17 protein-coding genes are annotated in these 18,587 nt (G+C 64.7%); 10 read left to right on the forward strand and 7 right to left on the reverse strand.

The window, feature by feature from the left end; genetic code table 11:
* Positions 1-19 precede the first annotated feature (19 nt).
* Both B4400_RS21930 and B4400_RS21935 read left to right on the forward strand, forming a co-directional pair.
* Entirely contained in the window at positions 20-1,432 is a 1,413-nt protein-coding gene (locus B4400_RS21930; protein ID WP_078312684.1) for a DHA2 family efflux MFS transporter permease subunit, read from the forward strand.
* Positions 1,433-1,460: 28 nt separating this feature from the next.
* Complete coding sequence (locus tag B4400_RS21935) at positions 1,461-1,844, forward strand: MarR family winged helix-turn-helix transcriptional regulator (RefSeq protein ID WP_078312685.1); 384 nt, start codon at positions 1,461-1,463, stop codon at positions 1,842-1,844.
* Here the strand turns inward: B4400_RS21935 and B4400_RS21940 are convergent.
* From B4400_RS21940 to B4400_RS21950, 3 genes are read right to left on the reverse strand one after another with little or no spacing between them, the layout of a single operon-like run.
* Positions 1,837-3,306, reverse strand: coding sequence for a phytoene desaturase family protein (locus B4400_RS21940; RefSeq protein WP_078312686.1), 1,470 nt, complete (start codon positions 3,304-3,306; stop codon positions 1,837-1,839). The genes B4400_RS21935 and B4400_RS21940 overlap by 8 nt on opposite strands.
* 26 nt (positions 3,307-3,332) lie before the next feature.
* Positions 3,333-4,652 (reverse strand): aspartate aminotransferase family protein, encoded by a 1,320-nt coding sequence (locus B4400_RS21945; RefSeq protein ID WP_078312687.1) that lies wholly within the window; start codon positions 4,650-4,652, stop codon positions 3,333-3,335.
* Complete coding sequence (locus B4400_RS21950; RefSeq protein ID WP_078312711.1) at positions 4,649-6,220, reverse strand: APC family permease; 1,572 nt, start codon at positions 6,218-6,220, stop codon at positions 4,649-4,651. Before B4400_RS21950 ends, B4400_RS21945 begins: the two co-directional genes overlap by 4 nt.
* Positions 6,221-6,478: 258 nt before the next feature.
* Between B4400_RS21950 and B4400_RS21955 the strand changes: the two genes are divergently transcribed.
* The 4 genes from B4400_RS21955 to B4400_RS21970 are packed head-to-tail and all read left to right on the forward strand — an operon-like array spanning position 6,479 to position 9,498.
* The gene (locus tag B4400_RS21955) at positions 6,479-7,495 is read left to right on the forward strand and encodes a phosphotransferase enzyme family protein (protein ID WP_078312688.1); all 1,017 of its coding nucleotides are present in this window, start codon (positions 6,479-6,481) and stop codon (positions 7,493-7,495) included.
* Between the two features lie 23 nt (positions 7,496-7,518).
* Positions 7,519-8,295, forward strand: a complete 777-nt coding sequence (fabG, locus tag B4400_RS21960; RefSeq protein ID WP_078312712.1) for a 3-oxoacyl-ACP reductase FabG — start codon at positions 7,519-7,521, stop codon at positions 8,293-8,295.
* 25 nt (positions 8,296-8,320) lie between these two features.
* Positions 8,321-9,142: a GntR family transcriptional regulator gene (locus B4400_RS21965; protein WP_078312689.1), complete on the forward strand. Its 822-nt coding sequence runs from the start codon at positions 8,321-8,323 to the stop codon at positions 9,140-9,142.
* A complete protein-coding gene (locus tag B4400_RS21970) occupies positions 9,139-9,498 on the forward strand; it encodes an FKBP-type peptidyl-prolyl cis-trans isomerase (RefSeq protein WP_078292753.1) in 360 nt (119 codons plus the stop codon). The genes B4400_RS21965 and B4400_RS21970 overlap by 4 nt, the downstream gene beginning before the upstream one ends.
* 2 nt (positions 9,499-9,500) lie before the next feature.
* On the opposite strand, the gene B4400_RS21975 is transcribed toward B4400_RS21970, so the two are convergent.
* Together B4400_RS21975 and B4400_RS21980 are read right to left on the reverse strand one after the other, a co-directional pair.
* Positions 9,501-10,814, reverse strand: a complete 1,314-nt coding sequence (locus B4400_RS21975; RefSeq protein ID WP_078312713.1) for a sensor histidine kinase — start codon at positions 10,812-10,814, stop codon at positions 9,501-9,503.
* A 75-nt stretch (positions 10,815-10,889) separates the two neighbouring features.
* Positions 10,890-11,624, reverse strand: a complete 735-nt coding sequence (locus B4400_RS21980; RefSeq protein ID WP_078292835.1) for a response regulator transcription factor — start codon at positions 11,622-11,624, stop codon at positions 10,890-10,892.
* A 120-nt stretch (positions 11,625-11,744) separates the two neighbouring features.
* On the opposite strand from B4400_RS21980, the gene B4400_RS21985 reads away from it, so the two are divergent.
* Positions 11,745-12,371: a hypothetical protein gene (locus B4400_RS21985; protein WP_078312690.1), complete on the forward strand. Its 627-nt coding sequence runs from the start codon at positions 11,745-11,747 to the stop codon at positions 12,369-12,371.
* On the opposite strand, the gene B4400_RS21990 is transcribed toward B4400_RS21985, so the two are convergent.
* Entirely contained in the window at positions 12,351-13,412 is a 1,062-nt protein-coding gene (locus tag B4400_RS21990) for an NAD(P)-binding domain-containing protein (protein ID WP_078312691.1), read from the reverse strand. The genes B4400_RS21985 and B4400_RS21990 overlap by 21 nt on opposite strands.
* 15 nt (positions 13,413-13,427) lie before the next feature.
* On the opposite strand from B4400_RS21990, the gene B4400_RS21995 reads away from it, so the two are divergent.
* Positions 13,428-14,159, forward strand: coding sequence for an enoyl-CoA hydratase (locus B4400_RS21995; protein ID WP_078312714.1), 732 nt, complete (start codon positions 13,428-13,430; stop codon positions 14,157-14,159).
* 2 nt (positions 14,160-14,161) lie between these two features.
* Positions 14,162-15,262 (forward strand): MBL fold metallo-hydrolase, encoded by a 1,101-nt coding sequence (locus B4400_RS22000; RefSeq protein WP_078312692.1) that lies wholly within the window; start codon positions 14,162-14,164, stop codon positions 15,260-15,262.
* Here B4400_RS22000 and B4400_RS22005 read toward each other — a convergent pair.
* A complete protein-coding gene (locus B4400_RS22005; protein WP_078312693.1) occupies positions 15,259-15,936 on the reverse strand; it encodes a class I SAM-dependent methyltransferase in 678 nt (225 codons plus the stop codon). The genes B4400_RS22000 and B4400_RS22005 overlap by 4 nt on opposite strands.
* Positions 15,937-16,053: 117 nt before the next feature.
* Here B4400_RS22005 and B4400_RS22010 point away from each other — a divergent pair, with 117 nt between their 5' ends.
* Entirely contained in the window at positions 16,054-18,459 is a 2,406-nt protein-coding gene (locus B4400_RS22010) for a cation-translocating P-type ATPase (RefSeq protein ID WP_078312694.1), read from the forward strand.
* The last annotated feature ends 128 nt before the right edge of the window (positions 18,460-18,587 follow it).

Below are 18,587 nucleotides of genomic sequence, written 5' to 3' on the forward strand. Positions count from 1 at the left end.
GTAGTTTCACAATAGTCATGTGGAACCAACCGTCGAGGCATTGAGCGAGCGCCGCAAGATCGTGATCCTCGGATCTTGCTGCCTGAGTCTGCTCATCGTGTCGATGGACTCCACCATCGTGAACGTCGCGCTGCCGACCATCCGGGCTGATTTCGGTGCCAGCACGTCACAGCTGCAATGGGTCATCGACATCTACACCCTGGGGCTGGCCTCGCTGCTCATGCTTTCCGGAGCCGCGGGTGACCGGCTGGGGCGCCGGAGGGTCTTCCACATCGGGCTTTCGATCTTCACGGTGGGCTCACTGCTGTGTAGCGTGGCACCCACCGTCGGATTGCTGATCGCCGCGCGTCTGCTGCAGGCGGTGGGTGGCTCGATGCTCAACCCGGTTGCGCTGTCCATCATTTCGCAGGTGTTTACCGGCCGCGTGGAACGCGCCAGGGCGCTGGGATTCTGGGGCGCGGTGGTGGGGATATCGATGGCGCTGGGCCCGATAGTCGGCGGGTTTCTGATCGAATGGGTGGGCTGGCGAGCCGTCTTCTGGATCAACCTGCCCGTGTGTGCGCTGGCATTCGTGCTGACGGCGATCTTTGTGCCGGAGAGCAAGTCTGCGACCATGCGCGATATCGACCCGGTGGGGCAGGTGCTCGCGGTGCTCTTCCTGTTCGGCATCGTGTTCACCTTGATTGAAGGTCCGTCGCTGGGATGGGCCACACCACAGCTCATCGCGGTTCTCATCACCGCGCTGGTGGCGTTCGCGGTATTCCTCAGGTACGAGTCCCGGCGCCGCCACCCCTTCATCGATCTGCGCTTCTTCCGCAGCGTCCCGTTCGCGTCCGCCACCCTCACCGCGATATGTGCGTGCGTGGCCTGGAGTGCGTTCCTGTTCACGATGTCGCTGTACCTGCAGGGGGAGCGCCACTTCTCGGCGATGCACACCGGGCTGGTCTATCTCCCAATTGCCATTGGGGCGCTGGTGTTCTCGCCGATCTCGGGCCGCATGGTGGGCCGGTTCGGCGCGCGGCCGTCATTGCTGACGGCGGGTGCCCTGTTCTTCACGGCATCGCTGCTGCTTACCCAGGTATCGACGGTGACACCGATCTGGGAGCTCCTGGTGGTTTTCGCCATCTTCGGCGCGGGTTTCTCCATGGTGAACGCACCGATCACCAATGCCGCGGTCAGCGGTATGCCACTGGATCGGGCCGGCGCGGCCTCAGCGGTCACCTCCACCAGTCGCCAGGTGGGCGTGAGTATCGGTGTGGCACTGTGCGGTTCGATCGGCGCTCCTGCGCTGTGGTTCATGTGCGCGGGCCTTGGTCTGGCCATCGCTACGCTCGGTATCGTGTCTACCTCTCCGTTCGCGCTGCGCTCGGCGCAGCGACTCGCGCCGCTTATCCAGAGCACCCCGGCACGGGAGGTTTCTCGTGCCGGATAGGTCCCTCGCGGACGACGTGTGGCGCGCCATGGCGAGCCTGGTGCTGGACAACCGTGACAGCTGGCGACGGACGGTCGTCGAGAAGACTGGACTGCCCTTCAGCCGCGTGCGCATCCTGCGAAGGCTTGCGCGACAGTCCATGACGGTGAAGGCAATAGCCGAGGCCACCGCCCTGGACGCTCCGGCGGCTACGGTGGCGGTGAGCGATCTGGAGCAGCGTGGGTTGGTGGTGCGTCGCATCGATCCCGACAATCGCCGATGCAAGCGGGTGTCGTTGACCGACGAAGGTCAGCAGCTGATGGCGGTCATTGCGGAGATGGATGACCCCGCACCGGCCGGTCTGGCCGCGTTGAGTGAGGACGAACTGAAGAACTTGCGGGCCATCCTGGAGAGGGCGGCGTCCTTCAGTTAGCGCCGAGCACCGCCATCGCGGCATGGTATCCGCCGAGCCCCGATACCCCGCCCCCGCGGCGGGAACCCGAGCCACAGAGCAGAATCCGATCGTGATCCGTGGCCACGCCCCAGCGGCGGGCGGGTGTATCCAGCGGTTCGTCATCCTCTGCGAATGGCCACCGCAGACCACCGTGGAAGATGTTTCCTGCCGTCATGCCGAGGGCGCGCTCCAAGTCTTCGGTGGTCTTGGTCTCGATACACGGGTTTCCCTGCGAGTCGTTGGCCAACACCTCGGTGATCGGCTCGGCCAGTACCGAGTTCAGCGATGCGAGCACGGCGGCCTGCAGTTCTTCGCGGGTTGCCTTCAGGCCATGCGGAGTGTGCAATCCGAACACCGTCAGCGTCTGCGCCCCGGAGGCGCGTAGTTCCGGAGACAGAATGCTGGGATCGGCCAGCGAATGACAGTAGATCTCGCACGGCAGCGGGTCTGGGATCTGGCCGGCGAGCGCCTGCCGGTAGGCATTGTCCAGCTGCGTGTAGGTCTCGTTGATGTGGAAAGTTCCGCCGAAAGCCTGCTCAGGCGTGACCTTCTCGTCACGCAGCCGCGGCAGACGCCTCAGGAGAAGGTTGACCTTGACCTGTGCGCCCGGCTGACCATCCGGTGGATCTTCTCCGAGCAGACGGGCCAATACCGCGGGTGTGACGCCGCTGAGAATATGTTCACCGATGGCGATGTGCTCGTCCTCGCCGATTCGGTAGTGCACCTCACCGTCGGGATTGATGGCCAAAACCTCTGCTCCGGTGCGTAATTCGGCACCATGGCGGCGTGCAGCGGATTCCAGCGAGCCAGTCACGGCGCCCATGCCGCCGATGGGGACATCCCAGGGATTCATCTGGTGATAGAGAAAGCAGATGTTCTGCTGCAGCGATGGGTCATCGGCACCGGCGAATGTTCCGATGAGCGCATCCGTCAGGAGGACCCCGCGTTGTAGGTCATCGGGTGTGGCCGCGCGGATCACTTCGCCGATGGGCGTCTCGATCAGCTCGGACCAGGCGCCGGTGCGCAATTGATGACGAGTGGGCAGCGGTCCGAGCATCGAATCCCACACGGGCTCTGTCACCGAGGCGCACAGGGCTCCGAACTCGGCGAAATCGTCTGGACGGGCGAGAAATCCGCTCCGGCCACCGGTTGATGGGTCCGGTGTGTACGACGCGTACTTACGTCGCGCCAGCTGCACCGATAGGCCCAGGTCGCCGATGATCTGGCGCGGGAGCAGGCTCACCAGATATGAGTACCGCGACAATCGGGCGTCAACGCCGTCGAATGCCGGTGCCGAGATCGCGGCACCGCCCAGCATATCGAGCCGCTCTAGGAGCAGCACCCGCTTGCCCGCGCGTGCCAGATACGCGGCGGCGGTCAGGGCATTGTGCCCGCCGCCGACGATCACTGTGTCAAACCGGTCAGATCCCGTGATGGCCATGGGAGGACTGTACGACCTGCCGGTGATCAGACGGCGCTTTTCAGGACGTCCTCGAACTCGGTGCAGAACCAGTCCACGTCCGATCGCGAGAACACCAGTGGGGGTCTGACTTTCAGCACGTTGCCATCCTGGCCGCAGACCGAGATCAATACCCGCCGATTTCGTAGCGCATTCACGATGCGCAGCGCGCCGGCACGGTCGGGGGTGCGGGAAACGGGGTCGACGACGATCTCGACTCCGGTGTACAGACCGGCACCCCGGATGTCGCCCAGCTCGACGTGACGCGAGGCTAAGGATCGCAACTCAGTGCGCAGCATCGCACCCACCTCTGCGGCATGCAGCTGTAGCTTCTCGTCTTCGATGACATCCAGCACGGCGGAGGCCGCGGCCATGGAGACCGGGTTTCCTCCGAAGGTGTTGAAATAGGGTACTTCCCGGGAAAACGGAGCGAGAATCGCGGAAGTCGCCGCCATCGCCGAAACCGGAATGCCATTGGCCATCGGTTTACCCATGGTGACCAGGTCGGGCACTACACCGTGACGAATGAACCCCCACATGGCCTCACCGGTGCGGGCGAATCCTGGCTGCACCTCGTCGGCGATGAGTACACCACCTGCCTTGCGCACAATCTCAGCGGCCGGCGCCAGTACCGACGGGTCGGGATAGATCCCGTCCGAGGAAAAGATGGTGTCCACTACCAAGCAGCTGAAACCATGATCCGCGGTGCGTAATTCATCGATGGCAGCCGATACGGCAGCGGCGAATGTGGCGGCCAGGTCGCCCGCTGATGTCCGATAGCTGTCGGGTGCCGGTACCACCCGCACGTGCGATCCAAGGGAGCTCCCACCGAGTGATGGGGAGATGGCGGTGACCGCCGCGGTGTTTCCGTGGTAGGCATCGCTGGTCACGATGACTCCCCTTGCTCCGGTGTACATCTCGGCCACCCGCAGCGCCAGGTCGTTGGCTTCCGATCCGGTGCATGCATACATCACCTGGTCGATGGCGCTGGGCATGGTGGCAAGGAGACGTTCCGAGTAGTCGACGATGCCTTCGTGGAGATACCGGGTGTGAGTGTTGAGTGTGGACAGCTGCCTGGTGACCGCCTCGACGACGTGGGGATGGCAGTGGCCAACGCTCGCCACGTTGTTGTAGGCGTCCAGATACCGGTTGCCTTCGGCATCGAACAGATGGCTACCCCGTCCGCGCACCAGGTGTACCGGCCGCTCGTAGAACAGCCGGTATGACGGGCCGAGCATCCGTTCTCTCGCTGAGATCAGTGTGTCGGTGGCCAGATCATCGTGTTCCCCCGCGTAGCTGTTCGAGTCCATGATGTTGGAAAAGCTCATCGTTCGGGTGCCTCCTCCAGGACGGTTCTTCCGAGGTCTTCGTAGCGGTCCGGTGCGGTGTACTTAAGGGTGAGAGCCAATGCGATACCGCCGATTCCGGTGACTGCGACCACCCACGGAATCGACGCGAAGATCCAGTCGCTGGCCGCGGTGCCAGCCGCGAACGAGGCATGTTTGGCCAGCAGGTAGACGACGTAGACCATGCCCAGCCCGCCCAGTAGCGGCGCCACCAGGGTGCGGAACCAGTGTGCTGTTTCCGGGTGGTTCCGCTGTACATGAAAGTACGAAATCACCGCGAAAGCAGTGAGTGCCTGGACGATCAGGATCGCGGTCGTACCCAGGAGAGCCATCAGCCCGTAGAGCCCGGTGTAGGGATCACGGTGGGTCAGCGCGAAGAAGAGCACCACCACTGTGGCGAAGGCGGTTTGGACGAATCCCGCCACGTGCGGTGAGCCATGAGCCGAATGAGTGGCTCCGATGGTCCGGCGCATCCCGGGTATGACATTCTCGCGTCCGATGGCATACAAGTAGCGGGCCGCACAGTTGTGGAAGGCCATGCCGCAGGCGAAGGAACCCGTCATCAGCAGCACCTTGAACAGGCTGACTGCCCACACCCCGAGGTGGCTCTGCACCGGGCCGAAGAAGATGTCACCGGCCGTCGATGAATCTTGAGCCAGCGCAACGGCATTGTCGGGGCCGGTGCCCACGATGGCGAGCCACGAAACGAGGACGTAGAAGATTCCCACACCGACTACTGAGGTCACTATTGCGATAGGGATGATCTTCTTGGGGTTCTTGGACTCCTCGGCATACATCGCACTGGACTCAAACCCGACCCAGGACCAGAACGCGAAGAATAGGCCGACGCCGGCAGAACCCGCGACCGCGATCGGGCCGGCCGGGCCATGGACCACTCCACCGAGATCGTGAAAGCCGTTGAGGGGATTAAGCGATTCCCAAGACCAGCCCTGCGGCCCGCCCCCGGTGAACAGCACCGACAGCGCCAGCAGCGACAGCATGAAGATCTCGGTCACCAGGAAGACACCTAATACCCGCGCCGCGAGATTGAGGTCGAAATAGGTGAGCACCGCGTTGGTGGCCAGCATGATCAGCGCGAAGACAATCCAGGGAACGTTGGCGTGGAACAACGTATGGAAGAGGTCGTTCGCGAAGAACGAGAAGATTCCGACCAAGGATGCCTCGAAGACCATATAGGCCAACGTGATCAGGAATCCTGAGCCCAGTCCGACGACGCGGCCGAGGCCGTGCGAGATGTATCCGTAAAACGCGCCCGTCGCGACGATGTGTCTGGACATGGCCGCATAACCGACAGCGAAGAGCGTGAGCACGATGGTGGCCACCAGGTATCCGGCGGGTGCGTACGCCCCGTTGCCAAATCCCACCGCCATGGGCACGTTGCCGACCATCGCGGTGATCGGCGCGGCGGTGGCCACCGCCATGAACAGCACTCCCATCAGGCCGACGGCATTGGGTTTCAGGCGCTGCATGCCGCCAGGTTCGGTGGTGGTTTCGGTGGCAGTGGTGGTGGGGTCGATGGTGTCGCTCACAGAAGATCCCTTCTCCATATTTGGTCTGGTCTTGACCGGTTCTCCGTGACCGGCGAAGCCTGGGCGATCAGATCAACGGTGCTGCTTTGGTGCGACGGCGTTATTTATACCCGTCCTAGTGCCCAGGTTGAAAGGAAATCAGAGAAATCGCCCGGATTGGTTTCGGTGATGTTTCGAGCTGGGTCCATTGCGGTTCGTTCGAGTTAAATGGTCCGATTTGGTCCGCTCAACGGCCGCTTATGGTGCACACTCGAAACCATGCCGGGACTACCGTCGAACCACAGCGCGTTCGCGCACGCCGCCCTGCCGGAATACGGTCGCGATCCGCACACCCCGTTGCGGCTGTTGAGCCTTTCCGAGAACGCCACATATCTGGTGGATGATCAGCGCCCAATCGTGCTCCGGGTACATCGGCCCGGGTACCACACGCTGCCCGCGATTCGTTCGGAGCTGGCCTGGATGCGGGCGCTTCGCACTGAGACTCCTGTCGTCACACCGGAACTCGTGCCGACGGCGAATGGATCGGATGTGATCGCCGTCGCCGTAGGCGGAACCACACTGCACGTCGATGCCATGGGTTATGTCCCCGGCTGCACCGCGGAGGAAACATCCGGTGTTGTGGGTTACGGGAAGCTCGGCCAACTGACCGCACACATGCACGACCACGTCCAGCACTGGCGTGTGCCGCAGGAGTTCACCCGGTTTCGTTGGGACCTGGACTCGATGTTCGGCCCGCGGGCGCGCTGGGGTGACTGGCGGCAGGCCCCCGGGATGACCGACCGGGACCGGATGGCGATCGACGCCGCGGTGCAGGACATGGCCCGTAGGCTCGGCGAATACGGTTACACCCCAGACCGATTCGGCCTGATACATGCCGATATGAGGCTGTCCAATCTTATGGTTGACCCGGCACGGCCGGGGTCTGACATCACGGTCATCGACTTCGACGATTGCGGGTGGTCCTGGTTCATGGCGGACCTCGGCGCCGTGGTGTCCTGGGTGGAAGACACTCCGGAGGCGGAGGTAGCGGTTGCCGAATGGCTCGATGGCTACCAGCGAGTGCGCCGCCTCTCCGAGGACCATCTCGGCATGATCCCGGTTTTCGTGATGCTGCGGCGGGTCATGCTCACCGCCTGGATCGCCTCGCATGCCGATGCCGACGCGGCGATCAGGGTCAGTAACGGATTCGGGGCGCGCACCGCCCTTCTTGCACAGCGATACCTCGGCGACCGGACATGGTTGCGGGAAGCAGTTTTCGGTCGTCGAGTCGGCTAACCCGGCCGCAGAGAGGAAACATGATGTTCGATCTGTCCACAAAGTCGGTGCTGGTGACCGGCGGTACCAAGGGGATTGGCCGCGGCATCGCCACCGTGTTCGCGCGGGCCGGGGCCAATGTTGCGGTTGCCGCCCGATCTTCCGATGAGACCCAATCGCTAGCAACGGACTTGGATGAACTCGGTGTCGGTAATGTCATGGGTGTCCGCCTGGATGTGTCCGACCCGGGCTCGTGTGCGGATGCCGTGCGAACCGTCGTCGACGCCTTCGGCGGGCTGGATGTGCTGTGCGCCAATGCGGGAATCTTCCCGGAGGCGCGACTGGACACCATGACCCCCGAGCAGCTCTCCGAGGTGCTCGATATCAACGTCAAGGGCACCTTCTACGCCGTGCAGGCCTGTCTGGAGGCATTGACCGCATCCGGTCGGGGTCGTGTGGTCCTCACCTCGTCCATCACCGGGCCGGTCACCGGCTATCCGGGCTGGTCGCACTATGGCGCGTCGAAGGCTGCGCAGTTGGGTTTCATGCGGACGGCAGCGATAGAACTGGCGCCACGGCGCGTGACGGTGAACGCGATCCTGCCCGGCAATATCCTCACCGAGGGCTTGGTGGATATGGGCGAGGAATACATCGCCGGGATGGCGCGCTCGATTCCCCTGGGAACGTTGGGCAGCCCCGCCGACATCGGGCACCTGGCGGCCTTCCTGGCCAGCGATGAGGCCGCATACATCACCGGTCAGGCCATCGTGATCGACGGCGGGCAGGTGCTGCCCGAATCGCCGGAGGCGGTTAACCCGTAGGCGCGCTTGCGGCGATACTGAGCAGATGGAGGAGTCGGAGGGCGGCCCGGTAGCCGAAGACGTGCGGCGTCGAATCCTGTCGATGCTCGCGCAGGGCACGCTGCACCCGGGCTCGCGGTTGGGGTCCGAGCGCGAGATGGCCGAGCGATTCGCGGTGTCGCGTGCGACCGTGCGCAGTGCTTTGGTGCCGTTGAGTCGCGCCGGCATCCTGGAGCGTCACACCGGCCGTGGCGGTGGCACCTTCGTGCGAGCCGATGTGGTGCAGCGCAATGTCGCCGAGCTGGTTGGCCTGCCCACCAGGCTGCATATCGGTGGCCACACGAGCGACACTCGGGTGCTGGGTACATCCCGGCGGCCCGCCACCCCTACCGAGCGATCTGCTCTTGAAATCGAGGACGGGGCAGAGGTTTTCGATGTGCGGCGGCTTCGCTACGCAGACGGGGTGCCGCTCTCTGTCGACAATGCGTGCTTCGCTGCCGAGCTGGTTCCGGACTTGCTGGAACAACCGCTCGGCGGATCCCTGTACGAGCTGTGTCAGCTGCGCTACGGATTGATCGCCGACTCGTCGACAGAGACGATCGAAGTGGTGAGTGCAAATCCGCGTGAGGCCGAATGGCTTGACGTGCCCCATCGCAGGCCCTTGCTGGCCATCACGCGGGTAACCCGTAGCACGGACGGGCGTCCGTTCGAGTACAGCTATGACCTGTTCCGTGCCGACCGGGTACGACTGACCGCCACCATGACATCGGCCGTCGCGCAAGAGAGTCGCGGGGTGGACGGCAAGGTGGAACGCGCGGTGAGCAGCCTGGCCGCCCACCGGAGGCGGGACGATACGCTGCTGGCATGACGAAACCCGAGATTGATTTTCAGCCAGGTCCAGCGCCCACCGAACTGGTCATCAAGGACATCACCGTCGGTGACGGCGCCGAGGCCGCGCCCGGATCTGTCGTCAACGTTCATTACGTCGGAGTCGAATTCGAGAGCGGCGAGGAATTCGACAGCTCGTGGAACCGTGGCGAGTCCATCGAGTTCCCGCTCGGCGCACTCATCCAGGGCTGGCAGGACGGCATTCCCGGTATGAAGGTCGGCGGACGTCGTCAGCTCACCGTGCCGCCGGCGCAGGCGTACGGCGAGGCAGGCGCCGGGCACCAGTTGTCGGGCAAGACGCTGGTGTTCGTGATCGACCTGCTCGGCGCGCGCTAGGACTAATGCCCGGGGAGGCGCAGGACCAGTCTTGCGCCTCCCAACGGGCTGGACTCCAAAGCCGCTGTACCACCGTGGAGTTCGGCTTGCTGAGCGACCAGCGCCAGGCCCAATCCGGAACCGGTGTGCGATGCGGTTGAGCCGCGTGAGAACCGTTCGAAGACGACCTCGCGCTCGGCTTCGGGGATGCCGGTGCCGTTGTCGTCAATCGCGATTTCCACACCGTGCACCGTGCTGATCGCCGAGAGGCGAACCTCTGACGCGCCGCCGTGCCGGACAGCGTTCTTGATCGCATTGTCGATCACCAGCCGCAGCCCCGCGGGCAGCCCCAACATCAAGATGGTCGACGAGGGGACGAGGGACACCTCGACATTCGGAAAGCTGCGGTCGGCATCGTGCGCGGCGCGGTCCAGTAGCTCGGTGATATCGACCGGTACGTGGTCATCCTCGGTGGTCAGGTCGCCCTGTGCGAGTCTCTCGAGCGCGGAAAGCGTTGCCTCGATGCGGGTTTGAGTGCGTACGGTTTCCTCGAGGATCTCGGCGCGCTGGTCCTCGCTGAGGTTGAGTGTGGACAGTACCTCGAGGTTGGTCCGCATCGCCGTGAGCGGGGTGCGTAGTTCATGGGAGGCCACCGCGGAGAAGTCGCGCGCGGTTTCGAGGGCGGCCTTGGTCTTTTCCTGCTCGTTGTTGATGCGTTCGAGCATTCCCTCGACCGCCTCGGAGATCTCGACGGCCTCGCGTACGCCGCGCACGTTCACGTCATCGGGGTTGGATTGCGCGTTGATCAGGCGGGCCTGCTGCGCCAGCAGCCGGAAGGGACTCACCACGATGAGGGAAATCACCCAGCCCACGATCACGGTCCCGATCAGTACGCCGCCACAGATCGCGAGGATGCGGATGTGGTACCGGTCGATCTGTCGCTGTGTCTCGGCGATCGGAGCGCCGACCGCGACGGGGATGTTGCCTGGGGCGATGAACGAGCGGACCCGGTATTCGACGCCGTTGATCGTGGTGTTGGCATAGCCGGGCTCCAGGAGTGGCAATTCCACTTCACTGGGGATGGACTTGGTCAGCCCGGCGACGCGGGCGGTGAGCACCAGGCCGTCGGGGGTGTCGATCTTCCCTTCCGAACTGATCACCGAATTCAGCAGGCTCGAGACGGCGCCGAGGCTGGACACCGAGTCCAGCCGGCGGTCCAGCTGGCTGTTCTGGTCGTCCTCGACACCCAGCCACACCCAGGTTCCGAGCGTGACGACGAGCACCATGACGCCCAGCGCGGCGATGGCGACCAGGGTGCGCAGTGAGAAGACCCGCATGGGTCTCTCCAGCAGTCGGTACGCCAGGTCGGTGATTCGCTGGCTGCGGTGCTTGCTGGGAGTGGTCATACAGAACTACTGCGACCGCAGCACGAACCCGACGCCGCGCACGGTGTGCAGCAGCCGAGGCGCGCCACTGGTCTCCAGCTTGCGGCGCAGGTAGCCGATGAATACGTCGACGACGTTGGTATCGGCGGCGAAGTCGTATCCCCACACCAGCTCCAGCAGCTGGGCGCGGGACAGCACGGCGGTCTTGTGTTCTGCCAGCACGGCCAGCAGATCGAACTCGCGCTTGGTGAGGTCGACCTCGACACCGTTGATGCGCGCACGCCGGCCGGGGATCTCGACCTCAAGGGGGCCGACTGTGATGGTTTCGGTGGACGAGGTGGCCACCGCGCCGCGGCGGCGCAAGAGCGCTTTCACCCGCGCTACCAGCTCGGCGAGTACGAATGGCTTGGTCAGGTAGTCGTCGGCGCCCGCCTCCAGGCCCGCGACCCGGTCGTCCACCGAGGTGCGCGCGGACAGCACGCACACCGGCACGTCGTTGTCCATCGCGCGCAGCGCTGTGACGACGCTGACACCGTCGAGCACGGGCATGTTGATATCGAGCACGATCGCGTCCGGACGATGCTCGGTGGCGCAGCGCAGCGCCTCGGCGCCGTCGCTGGCGGTGTTCACCTCGAAACCGGAGAGACGCAGGCCACGCTCCAGCGAGGCGAGCACATCGGCGTCGTCATCGACCACTAACACGCGCGGGGAGGCGTGCCCGGCATCTTGTGATGAGCCGCTTGCGCGAAGTCCATCAGGCATGCCTGCCATCTTGCCCGATGCAGCGCTCAAAACCTTCCATCTGCCGACACCGGTGCTGTCCCGTGAGTCGCCAGTATCATGAAAGCTGATAATCCGGCGTCCCATACCGAAAGCTTGCGAATGTCAAAAACAGTACCTGTAAAGCTGGTTTCCTACGTTGCTGGCGTATGCGCCGTGCTTGGTTTGGGGCTGCTTTCCGAGGGTGCGGCTGTCGCTCACGCCGATCCCGCATTCCCCGATCTGAATGGGTTCGCCGCCGTGGCGCCCGACGGGTACTTCGTGACCAACGAGAACTCCTCGGTTCGCTCGATCCACTTCTCGACCCCGGACGGAATCGGCTGCATGTTCCGCGCCTCGGCGAACATCACGCCCACCTCACGTCAACGCCTGAGCTGCGACGGTGCTGTGCCGGGGATTCCCGGGGATGCGCAGAGTGCGCCGAACGTGCCGGGTGTCGGTGGTGCGAGCGCTAATGTGCCGGGGCTGGGCGGTGTGAACATTCCGGGCGTGGGGACGTGTCCGATGGGCACTGTGGCGCAGAAGGGCGATGGCGCGTTCGAGATCAGCAAGGGTGCCTGGTCCTGCGGCACCAAACCCGAGGCGCCCGTCCTCAATGTCGGGCAGAAACTCACCTACGGCAACGTCACGTGTGCTGTGGGCGCGGGCAGTCTGACCGCCTGCCAGGTGAGCATGGGCGATCAGAAGCACGGCTTCGTGCTGCAGCCCTCAGGCAGCACGTCCTTCTAGATAGTTCATCAGCTCCGCAACGGCGGCGCGCGACGCCCTGTTGGCGCCGATGGTGCTGGCCGAGGACCCGTATCCCAGCAGGTGGATCGTGGGCCGTCCCGCGACCTGAGTGAGCAGCCGACCGGTCATCGTGATGCCGCCGCGACCGTTGCGCAGGCGCAGCGGTGCCAGGTGATCCAGTGCATGCCGGAATCCGGTGCACCACAGGATCACGTCGACATCCAGTGAGCTGCCGTCGGCCCAGGCGACCCCGGTCGGGGTGATGTGGCTGAACATGGGCCGGCGAGCAAGCACCCCGCGTTGTGACGCCTCGGCGATCTCCGGCGTCCACGGCAGTCCGGTCGCGGACACCACCGAGCGTTGCGGTTCCCCGCGGCGCGACCGCTCATCGACACCGGCGACCGCGGCACGCAGCCGATCGACGGTGAAATCAGCGACGAATTCCGGCTCGCGCCGGGTCACCCACGATGTGCGTGTGACCATCGATATCTCGGCCAGTAACTGCACGGCGGACACCCCGCCGCCAACCACCAGCACGTGCTGGCCTGCGAACTCCCCGGGTGTGCGGTAGTCGTGGGTGTGCAGCTGGCGTCCCTCGAAGGTGGACGAGCCCGGAACAAAGGGGACGAACGGCTTGTCCCAGGTCCCCGTCGCGTTGATCAATCCACGGACGGTGAACTCGCCCGCGGATGTCCCGAGTGAGAACCCGCCCGAAATGGCCCGCACCTCCCGCACGTGTACGGGCCGGTGGACGTCCAGGGCGTACCGGTGTTCGTACTCGTCGAAGTACCGGGGCATGGCGGTGGACGCCCTGATGGTGCCCGTTTCGTCGAAGGGCAGTCCGGGCAGTTGATAGATGCGGTTGGTGTTGTCCAGCGTCAACGTGGGCCAGCGGAACTGCCATGCCCCGCCCGGGCTGGGGGAGTGATCGAGGATGACGAATCCGCTACCGGGCTCGAGGCCGCGCCGCCGCAGAAAGTATCCCGCCGCGATCCCGGCCTGCCCGCCACCAATCACGGCGACGGTAGTCATGGCCGCCATATTAGGGTGGTCGCCATGATCGGTGTAACTAGCGACGGTCCCGTCACCACCATTGAGCTGCAGCGCCCAGAACGACGCAACGCGGTGACCTACGAGCTTGCGCTCGCCTTCGCCGAGGAGGTCCGCAAGGCTGCCGAAACCGCACGCGTCATCGTCGTCACCGGGCAGGGCACTTCGTTCTGCGCGGGCGCCGACCTTTCCAGCGGTGCCCCTGATCCCGACAAGTTCGCCGATGCCTGGCAGCACTCGATCAAGAGCATCGACGCTGCCGACATCCCGGTGATCGCCGCCGTCAACGGCCCCGCCATCGGTGCCGGTGTCATGCTGGCGATGGTGGCCGATCTGCGGGTGGTCTCCGAGACCGCGCGTTTCCAGTTCCCGGTCGCCAAATACGGCATCGCCCTGGACAACTGGAGCATCCGCCGACTGTCCTCATTGGTCGGATACGGGCGTGCGCGTGGCATGCTGCTGGCCGCCGAGCCACTCGACGCACAGGCCGCCTTCCAGACCGGAATGGCCAACCGCATCGGAGAGCTTGCCGACGCGCAGGCGTGGGCGGCCGAGCTGGCCGGGTTCGCGCCGCTGGCCCTCAAGCACGCCAAGCGCGTGCTCAACGACGACGGCGCGTTCGAGGATCAGCTGCCCGAGCACAAGGTGTTGTTCGACAAAGCCTGGAGCAGCCAAGACATCATCGAGGCTCAGGTCGCACGAATCCAGAAGCGTCCTCCCAACTTTCAGGGAGCCTGAGCATGCGGGCGCTCTGGGTTGGCGCCGGCGCAGCTCTTGCGTCGACGTGGATCGGTCGCGCCCTGCGTGACGTCCCGCGGACGTTGGGCGCCAGCAAGGAACGCATCGCCGAGGTTGCCGAGGGATCGGCGCAATACCGGAACGGTTCCTTCCATAACGCCGAGCCGGCGCGGCAGTTTGTCCCCGATGCGGATCCGACTTCTCTGTTGCGCGGACTGCTGACACGGCAGGGTGCTGGCAGCCCCAAGGGGGAGGTGCCTCTGGTGGTCCCCGAACTTGCCGGTCCACCAGCGGATTTAGCGGTTACCTGGTTCGGGCATTCCAGTGTGCTCGTGGAGGTTGATGGTTATCGGGTGCTCACCGATCCGGTGTGGAGCGACCGCTGCTCGCCCTCCCGTGCCGTAGGGCCGCACCGCCAGCATCCGGTGCCCCTGGAGCTATCGGCGTTGCCCGCGCTGGACGCCGTGGTGATCAGTCATGACCACTACGACCATCTCGATATGGACTCGATCATCGCGTTGACCCGCAGCCAGAACGCGGTGTTCGTGGTGCCACTCGGGGTCGGGGCGCACCTGCGCGGTTGGGGTGTCTCGCCGGCACGGGTCATCGAGCTCGATTGGGATCAGAGCCATCAGCTCGGAAAGCTCACGCTCACCTGCACGCAGGCCCGGCATTTCTCGGGCAGATCACTTGCCCGCAACACCACGTTGTGGGCGTCCTGGGTCATCGCCGGGCCCAGGAACAAGGTGTTTTTCGGTGGCGACACCGGATACACCAAGGCGTTCAAGGTCATTGGCGATACCTACGGGCCCTTTGATCTCACCCTGTTGCCGGTCGGGGCCTACAACACCCAGTGGCCGGATATCCACATGAATCCCGAAGAGGCCGTCCAAACTCACCGGGATCTCGCGACCTCTCAGGCGCCATTGCTGCCCATTCACTGGGCGACGTTCAACCTGGCACTGCATCCGTGGGACGAGCCGATCGAGCGGGTGCTTACCGCCGCCGGCGAGCAGGGTGTCACGGTCGTGGTGCCCAAGCCCGGGCAGCGGGCCGATGCGCAGCGGCCCGCCGCCCCCGACGGCTGGTGGCGTCTTTCTTAGCCCTTGTGCGCTTGGAGCAGGAACGCGGGCTGCTTGTTGCGGCCTTTCTCGTCCTTGTGGAATACGGGCATCTGGAAGTCGACACCCGGAATGACGGCCGGGATGTTTGAGTGGATAAACGCCGGGCGCAGCTCGTCGATCACCCAGTAGGGCTCGACCGCCGCACGCAGCTCGTCCTCGGTGACCGCGTTGGGGCCGATGCCGGGCGGAAAGGCGCCCACCGCGAAGACCAGCACGTAGTACGACGCGCCCGGTGCCGCCGCACGAGAGATCGACTGCTGGTAGCCCTCGCGCGCTTCGACGGGGATGGAGTGGAACAGCGTGCTGTCGACGATGGTGTTGAAACGACCGTCGTAACCGGAGAAGTCCGTGATGTCGGCGACCTCGAAGCTGGCGTTGGTCAGGCCGCGCTCGGCGGCCGCGGTCCGTGCCGCCTCGATCGCGGTGGGGGACAGGTCAAGGCCGAGGGTGGTGTGTCCCTGTGTGGCCAGCCGCAGCGAGGTTTCGGCGTGCCCGCATCCGACGTCGAGGACGTCGCCGTGGAACTTGCCGGCCTCGATCAGCGCGGCCAGCTCGGGTTGCGGCTCGCCGATGTTCCACGGCGGCTCACCCTGGAAGATCTCGCTCTTACCTTGGTATGAGGCGTCCCAGTCCGGCAGCTCGTTTGATGTCATACCACCTGACATTACCCGCGTTCGCCGCGATCACGCCAGGATGATCGGCCCAAATAATCGTGCGGTGTTCGCCCTCGGCGGCCGTGCCAGGCGGTCGCCGGTCGCTACTGTGCAGGGGTGGCAACGATCGAGGAGTTGACGTCGGGTGGATTGACCGCCGCCGAGGTCGCTGAGCGCGTAGCGCAGGGGAAGACCAACGATGTCCCGTCTCGTGCGGCACGCAGTGTGTCGGACATCGTGCGAGCCAATGTCTTCACCCGTATCAACGCGATCCTCGGTGTGCTGCTGATCATCGTGCTGTCTACCGGCTCAGTCATCAACGGCGCGTTCGGCCTGCTGATCATTGCCAACAGCGCCGTCGGCATCATTCAGGAGCTACGCGCCAAGCAGACGCTCGACAAGCTCGCCATTGTCGGCCAGACCCGGCCGGTGGTGCGGCGCGACGGTGCGGCCATGGCGCTCGCGCCCAACGACGTGGTTCTCGACGACATCATCGAGCTGGGGCCCGGCGATCAGATCGTGGTGGACGGCGAGGTCATCGAGGAGGCCGCTCTCGAGGTCGACGAGTCGCTGCTGACCGGTGAGGCCGATCCCATCGATAAGACCGTTGGTTCCCCCGTGCTTTCGGGGAGCTTCGTGGTCGCCGGCAGCGGTGCGTATCGGGCGACCAAGGTCGGGCGCGAGGCCTACGCGGCCAAGCTGGCTGAGGAAGCCTCGAAGTTCACCTTGGTGCATTCCGAACTGCGCAATGGCATCAACAAGATTCTGCAGTTCATCACGTACCTACTGCTGCCCGCGGGCGCGCTGGTTATCTACACCCAGCTGTTCACCACAGATGACAGTTGGCAGGAATCGGTGCTTCGCATGGTGGGCGCGCTGGTCCCGATGGTGCCCGAAGGCCTGGTGTTGATGACGTCAATTGCCTTCGCGGTCGGTGTGGTTCGACTGGGGCGGCGCCAATGCCTGGTGCAGGAGCTGCCCGCCATCGAGGGTCTGGCTCGAGTGGACACGGTATGCGCCGACAAGACCGGCACCCTCACAGAGAACGGCATGCGGCTCTCGGATGTGAAGAAACTGGGCGCCGACGGTGATCATGCGGACGCATTGACGGCGCTATCGCAACTCGCGGCCGATGATCCGCGACCCAATGCGAGCATCGCCGCCATCGCGGAGGCGTACGACTCCCCGCCGGGCTGGAAATCGACTGCGATCGCTCCCTTTTCGTCGGCCAAGAAGTGGAGCGGTGCCTCCTACGGCGAGTATGGCAACTGGGTGATCGGCGCCCCCGATGTACTTCTTGATCCGGCCGACCCCGTCGCCACCACCGCCGAGGAGATCGGATCCCGGGGTCTGCGGGTGCTGTTGCTCGCCTCGGCGGAATTGTCCGTCGACGACGCCCACGCGCCCGGTGCGATTACCTCGCGCGCACTGGTGGTGTTGGAGCAGAAGATCCGCCCCGATGCCCGCGACACCCTTGATTACTTTGCTTCCCAGCATGTCTCGATCAAGGTGATCTCCGGCGACAACGCGGTCTCGGTGAGCGCTGTGGCCCAGACGCTGGGGCTCTCCGGCGCCGCCGTGGACGCGCGCACCCTGCCCACCGATACCGACAAGCTGGCCGACACTCTTGCGGATGCGACCACCTTCGGGCGGGTACGGCCCGACCAGAAGCGGGCGATGGTCAAGGCTCTGCAATCGCATGGCCATACCGTCGCGATGACCGGTGACGGCGTCAATGACGTGCTCGCGCTCAAGGACGCCGATATCGGTGTCGCGATGGGTGCCGGTAGCTCCGCCTCACGCGCGGTGGCTCAGATTGTCTTGTTGGACAACAAATTCGCAACCCTGCCCTATGTGGTTGCCGAGGGTCGGCGCGTTATCGGCAACATTGAACGAGTTTCCAACCTGTTTCTGACCAAGACGGTGTACTCGGTGCTGCTGGCGCTGACGGTGGGGCTTGCGGGGCTGGGCTCGAAGGTCTTCCACTACGGCGCGGTGCCGTTCCCGTTCCAGCCGATTCACGTCACCATCGCGGCCTGGTTCACCATCGGTATCCCGGCGTTCATCCTGTCGTTGGCGCCGAATAACGAACGCGCACAGACAGGATTCGTGCGCCGGGTGATGATGTCGGCAATTCCGTCAGGTGTGACGGTGGGCGTCGCGACGTTCCTGTCCTACCTGTTGGCTCGTCAGATTCTGCACGTCACCGGCAACAGCACGCAGGCGTCGACCGCTGCGCTGATCACCGAGCTGGTAGCGGCGGTGTGGGTACTTGCGGTGGTGGCTCGCCCTTATCGGTGGTGGCGGGTGGCGCTGGTGACATGCTCCGGGCTGGGCTACGCGGTGATTTTTGCGATTCCCTTGGCGCGAAAGACATTCATGCTTGATCCGAGCAATCTGGCGGTCACCGGCCCCGCGCTGGGCATCGGCATCGCGGCCGCCGTGGTGATCGAGGTGTTGTGGTGGCTGCAGGGTAAGTGGTCCGGCCAGCCACGCCATTTCTGGGCCACCGAAGACGACTGAAGTAAATCGGATGCGCGCAATAGGCGCGGTTCGCTATCTTTGCTCACGCGGAGATCAAGCGGCGCCCCGGCATCGCCGGTCGGCGTACCGCGTGTTGGGCCTTCGCCTTACTGGTACGCCCTCTTCAG

This window comes from Mycobacterium sp. D16Q13 (genome assembly GCF_002013375.1).
Lineage (GTDB): Bacteria > Actinomycetota > Actinomycetes > Mycobacteriales > Mycobacteriaceae > Mycobacterium.